5 protein-coding genes are annotated in these 6,164 nt (G+C 38.3%); 1 reads left to right on the top strand and 4 read right to left on the bottom strand.

All coding sequences use genetic code 11. The features are described 5' to 3' along the window. On the bottom strand, positions 1–1,051 hold a 1,051-nt coding region (locus ACN5J3_RS14325), incomplete at its 3' end, for a glycosyltransferase family 4 protein (RefSeq protein WP_418512172.1). A 279-nt stretch (positions 1,052–1,330) separates the two neighbouring features. Here ACN5J3_RS14325 and ACN5J3_RS14320 point away from each other — a divergent pair. Beyond that, a complete protein-coding gene (locus ACN5J3_RS14320) occupies positions 1,331–2,554 on the top strand; it encodes a hypothetical protein (protein ID WP_418512171.1) in 1,224 nt (407 codons plus the stop codon). A gap of 75 nt (positions 2,555–2,629) precedes the next feature. Here ACN5J3_RS14320 and ACN5J3_RS14315 read toward each other — a convergent pair whose 3' ends face one another. The 3 genes from ACN5J3_RS14315 to ACN5J3_RS14305 all read right to left on the bottom strand — a co-directional run. Next, positions 2,630–3,634: a glycosyltransferase gene (locus ACN5J3_RS14315; protein ID WP_418512170.1), complete on the bottom strand. Its 1,005-nt coding sequence runs from the start codon at positions 3,632–3,634 to the stop codon at positions 2,630–2,632. A gap of 142 nt (positions 3,635–3,776) precedes the next feature. After that, positions 3,777–5,174, bottom strand: coding sequence for a phenylacetate--CoA ligase family protein (locus tag ACN5J3_RS14310; RefSeq protein ID WP_418512169.1), 1,398 nt, complete (start codon positions 5,172–5,174; stop codon positions 3,777–3,779). Between the two features lie 25 nt (positions 5,175–5,199). Then, a partial coding sequence (locus ACN5J3_RS14305; protein ID WP_418512168.1) for a polysaccharide deacetylase family protein occupies positions 5,200–6,164 on the bottom strand: 965 nt, incomplete at its 5' end.

Here is a 6,164-nt window from a genome sequence, read left to right as displayed (position 1 = left end):
CATATTCCTCAAAAGGCTCTCTTCCTTTCTTTACGCACTGAAGAATTCCTTCCGCTAGGCTTTTGGCATCACCTGATTTAACCATTACCGCAGGGGTTCCAGCGAGGACCTCCCGAAGTCCAACGCAATCAGTGCCCACAAACGGAACACCCGAACAAAGAGCCTCCATAGGCTGAAGCGGGCAAGCCTCCCAAAGTGAAGGCATAGCGATAACGTCACAACCTTTAATGGCCGCAGATACCTCAGGGATAAAAGGCGAAAACGTAAAAAATTCAGACAGTTTACGATTTGCAATAGCAGCTTTTTCCTCACGAAGGAATGCACCTGAGCCAAAACATACAATATGAAAACGAGCCTCCCCCTCCTTTCTAAGCAACATTTCCAGCGCCTCAATCAGATAAACGAAACCTTTTTGGCTCATAAATCGACCAAAAAATCCAACGATGATCTTATCTTCCGCAATATCAAACATCGCATTTAAATCGAGTCGCGCGGATCGAAAGAATAGTTCAGAATCGACACCATTAATGATTACATTGGACGATCCGTCCCGGATAAAGGGGAAAAAACTTCTCAGATTTCTCTCCGCGTCAAACGAAACAGAATGAATTATATCGCATTGTTTAATAGCATACGCAAGAAGTAACTTTTTAAGTGAACCTTTAAAACCCGAAAACTGTAAAGAACTTAAAACATCATGAGATGTGAAAACCAATGGTGTGTCAGAAAAAAACTTTCCTAATATACTAAAAACCAAAGAGGTAAAGCCATGAGCGTGAACTAGATCATAATCATTATTTTTTATCTCCGAAGTTACAGCGGAGTGAAATTTTTTTAGAACATTATCATCCACCTCTACAATTTTCCAATATCTAATGACATGACTTAAGTCTTGCATTAAATCAGACACACCAACTGAATTTACTGTAACAATTGAAAATTCATAACGATCAGAAGGGAAAAAACTCGTCACGTACTTAAGAAAAGTTCTAATTCCTCCAACAGGCCATCTCACCACCAAAAGCACTCGATAAACAGACTTTTCATTCATAGCAAAACACTCCCCCGAAGCCCCGGTCTACAAACTTCCAAACGTTCCTAAAAAATCTGGCAGGCCTTATTTTAAGAAATCACCATACCCAAGAATCTTAAAGCACCGAACCTTAACCACCAAAATTAAATGTTAGCAAGCAACCAAAAATCCGAACTGTGCCAATTGAACGCAAGACACCCGTTCATCGCCCAGCACTATTATGGCACGAAAGTAGTGTGACTAAGATATCCACTTAAATTCGCAAAATCCGCAGAAAAATACAATAAAATTATAGCATTGACACCTAACATCACCACCAAACTTGTATCATTTTTAGAAGCAACAAAGAATATAAATCGAGCAGTTATGCGAAAAAATACGTTAAGGCAATGGATTTATAGTGCTAAACTGTCTGTAGTTGAACGAATTTGTTTATGCCAACCCAATCGATATTTCCAGCGAGAGGTTATATTTATGAAGCCCTTACCTCAGTTTAGGAAATTTTCTTTTCTTATCTCTTCCTTCATTCTAGCATTTTCCTCATCGGGACAAGCGCAACCATCTATCAGTAGCGTGGAAGGGAATTTTTTGAATGGAGGCACAGTTGAAATCGTGGGAAATGCGTTTTCTAACGTAGACGCTAGGCCTTTTTTTTACGATCTCGTTGACAACCAACCCGCGATAAAAAGTCTATCAGACGGATCGACAGTTCCTGAAGAGAACGGCTTATGGTCCGCTAATACGAATCAGTGGGGCAATCCCGTCACGGTTTCCAAAGACCCCAGAGACTTAAGATCTCGTAATCAAGAAACCGTATACTACGGATCCGTTAAGTCATACTTGGGATGGCCGACCCCCTTAAAAAACACCACCAACTCTTCACTATATGTTTCTTGGTGGTACAAACCAAACCAGACTATTGACAAAGGTGGATCCAATAAATTTATTCGAATATGGGATGACCCTAGCGGTGAAGCAACTCGCATTTCATGGACTCAAATGCATTTAACTTATGGCCACAAAGACAGTTCCGAAGTCAATTGGTCGACGGCTCAACCAAGAGCTAATCAATGGAATCGTTTTGAGATTTCAGTTGACTCTGACTCAAAAACAATAACGTCTTGGCTTAATGGAAAAATAATACACAATGTAAACAACTTCAACAAACAACCAAGTAATTTAGGTTTAAATGTTGCATTAATTGGTTTTGATCCAAGCATTAATAGCAACTACTCCAATCTAAATTTCGCTATGACTGATATATTCGTATCACCTACCTCAGCAAGAGTCGAAATTTCAGATTCGTCCAGCTGGAACCCTGAGTCTCAAAGGGAAGTACAAAAGGTTCTTTCATGGTCGGATAGAAAAGTGGAGTTTGAGTTAAACCTCTTTACTTTCAACGATGCGTCGGAGCTATATACCTACGTAATTGATAAGAATGGGAACGTGAATTCAAAAGGGTTCCCTCTTAGAGGATGCCAAACATGCCCAACATCTCCAACAGGAGTTCTAATCAAGTAAACGCTCTCTAGCTCTTAAAATTATAGATTAAATTTAAGTAATATAGTTATTACACTATTTATTTATACTCGCAAATCAAAGCAAATCTATTCTACGTTCAATTTCCGCAAACCTTTCCTCCCACTCTAATTCAATCTGTGGGATAATACTTTCTATATCTAGAGCAAGAACTTCTTTATTACGGACAGCATATTTAATTGAATTGGCGATTTTAATTGCAGTGAGCTCAGTGTATACACACCCTTTTTTAAAATATCCCCGTAGCGTTTCTGTGTCCGATATCACGTAAGGTTTCCTCATAGCCAGAGCCTCATAGGCTCCGCAATTCAAAACAAACTCTTCCTTGGTTAGGACAACGACTGCGTCGGAGAAAAACATAGTATTCTGATACTCATATTCATCGACAAAACCTGTCAAGAAAACACCACTCTCTATCAGATTAACTCTTTCGCTTTCGCCGAAGTATTTTTTGTAGTTCCCGGTAACATAGATTCTATAATGTTCACCCAACATACGGGCAGCATCTATAATTTCCTCAATTGGTTCATCGTCATCAAATGTAGCCACAACCATAATATTATATAAATTAGCGTCAAAAAAATCAGGGTAATTTAAAGTATGCCTGGCCGACATAGTTGGAATTTTATCCTGCAAAACAACAACCTTGCCTCCTTGCGCCTCACAATATTCCTTAAGACTCTCATTTGTAACAATGGTTAAATCTGCACATCTTAACGTCCAACTGCTCAAAAACTTAAATATAACCCACTTTAAATTAAATGAATTTATTAAGCTAAATTTGAAATTTGAGTGCCGATCCACAACAAGCTTAAATCCAAACAGTCTTTTTGATGATATCAATACAGCAGCTAATATTATCGACGGATTCTGACAAAAAATTAATCCAGGTTTTCGCTTAACGATATATTTAATCGTTTTATACGACAATAAAGGATAACGAATCCAACGAGATTTGTTAGATAATAAAACGACCAATTGAACACCAAAGGAATCTGCTAACTCCCTGGATCTTCGGTGATCTTCCCAACTGATCCAAACACTATTCTTATCATTTTCCATAGCGACCTCTACCCACCCCTAACTAAAGCACCTAGATCCTAGATCTAGAATTTAAGACGAAAAACCTAACATATTACATTGTCGACACTAAAAATATACCCACCTAAAAACCTCAAACCGAATAGATAAATATAGGCGCAAATTATCGGTTGGGGTTGAAATTACCTATAACAGACCTAAACTTCCCATTAATTTCTTTCTCAATATTAGACACAACCTTTATCCTTAAAGGTAAATCATCGCCAACCCTTTTTCTTAATTGACTCAAAAGCCAAGCTTCATTCTCGGATGAAAAGTTTTTTAAAGGGACAACATAAACGACAATACTAGAATCTGAATTTTGAGTAATCTGGGCTTCAGCAATTCCTTGCCCTCCCTTAAACACTGGATCCAACCTTCCAATAGATGTACCATCTTTTCGGTATAGGACATCATCTGATCTACCATCAATATTTCCTATTACTGGAAAGGATCGGCCACATTCACATAATTTAAAGGTGTTGTCTAGCTCTACAATATCGCCTATCCTATATCTAATTAAAGGCATAACTCTATTTATAAGACCTGTTACGACAAACTCTCCACGCGTTGTTTCTGAATATTCATTGTTTGGATCGATCACCTCACCGATCCCATGCTCTGGATGTAAGTGCATATAACCTTTCTCACACTCGGAAGCAAAAAATGCCATCTCTGTACACCCGTATTGGTTAACGACTGGCGCATCAAAAGCTTTATTAATCATTTCGCGCTGAAAAGGATGAAGAACCTCCGCAGTGGTTATAATTAATTTAAGCTTTATTGGAGCAATATTAGATTCCACAATAAAGCGAGCTAAAGGATATAAGCTTGATGGATATGCAATTATTTCCTCTGGCCTGTAATCTACGATTTTCTCAACATATTTAATTAAATTTTCCGGACTTAAATGGTACGAAGACATGAGTAGATTACGTTGAAATTTGTCATACCTCCAAAATGGTAATGTTTTGTTATTTGCTTTCTGAAGAACCCTACCAAAAAACGTCGCTCGCTTATCAAATCTATCAACTCCGTACCACCTCCTAAGCCTAGTAAAAAACGCATAATGTTCGGCACGACACTTATTATTAGTAAAAACAGTCAACGGACTACCAGTAGTTCCACTGGTGCTTAGGGCTTTCAGGCCATTAACTTTATTTTCAAGTTTATTTATGAACTTATCCGGGCTTTTTAATACCTGCATTTTTTCTAAGATCGGAAACCGCTCTAAGTCTGATAAAGTCTTAATATCATTTGGATGAACCCCCTCTTTTTTTGCCCATTCCTCATAATATGGCACATTCATTATGGCTTCACGAGCCAACCCTATGAAATTCACCTCCTGCATCATCTTTATTTCTTCTGCACTGTCCCACTGATGCATATTAATCTTCTGAAATAGTTGATCACCGTATTTATTATATCGTTCTCGATACAACTTCATACCATATATACTAATCGCCAGATTCTGAAGAAATACGGGAGACAAATGGTACACACTTTCTAGTAAGTTTGTCATTAGAACTCTCTCAACTAGGTCAAATCTAAACTTCAACCCTACAAAAAAACAAGTTTTTTAGATACACAAACCCAAAAAGAATTTTCTCAAAATTATCTCGTTCATTTGCGCCAGGATATCTACCAATGGCCCAACAATCTTTTAGTGGGTTAGTGCTCGGATATGCAGAAACCCCAAATTTGTATCCAGCATTTTTTACTTCAACTTTTACTCTTTCATCGAAATCATCAATCTGTCCATTGGGATAACAAAACGAACTGACTTCCATGCCGATATTATTCTCAAGAATTTTTTTAGAGAGAAATATCTCTCTATAAAGTTCCTTATCGTGCACGTTCTTTAAAACTGGGTGGGTATGCGAATGGCACCCTAGCTCTAAACCACAACCTACCATGTCATTTATTTTTTCCCACGATACCGCTTCATATTCGGGGGGAGCTTTTCCCGGTTTCACTATATTAAAGTTCTTAAACAACTCATCTATGAATTCGTTTTTTCTTTCATCTTCCAAGCTCAAACAATAATTTGCAAGAACTTGCCATGTAAAATCCGGATCACTATTATTCTTTAAATTTACCTCTTCGAAACACAGAGATAACAGCTCATTGTGATTTATTCTTTTTAAAAGGTATCTTATTTGGTCGGGCCATAACCAAGTTTCGCCGTTCACGAATCCAGTAGTTACAAATAGTGTTGCAGGCACTCCCTCTTCCTTTAGTATCGGAAATGCATATTCTGCGAAATCTTTATATCCGTCATCGAAAGTCACGGCGACGGCATGATTAGGCCTAATCCCTTGATCATACAACTTAACCAGCTTCGTTAAGGATATTGGTTCAAAGGATCTCTTGATCAATCTGATCTGCTCACGAAACTGATCCACAGAAATAGTCCCAGGCGCTCCATCCGGCGATATCCTGTGATACATCAGTATCCGTGGGTGGTTACGTGCGAGGAAGCGAGCGACCTGCAAACCACCTAATCGCTTTG

Source organism: Corallibacter sp., assembly GCF_048381695.1.
GTDB lineage: Bacteria > Bacteroidota > Bacteroidia > Flavobacteriales > Flavobacteriaceae > Corallibacter > Corallibacter vietnamensis.
The sequence above is the reverse complement of the archived record's forward strand: the minus strand, read 5'-3'. Positions and strand labels throughout refer to the sequence as shown.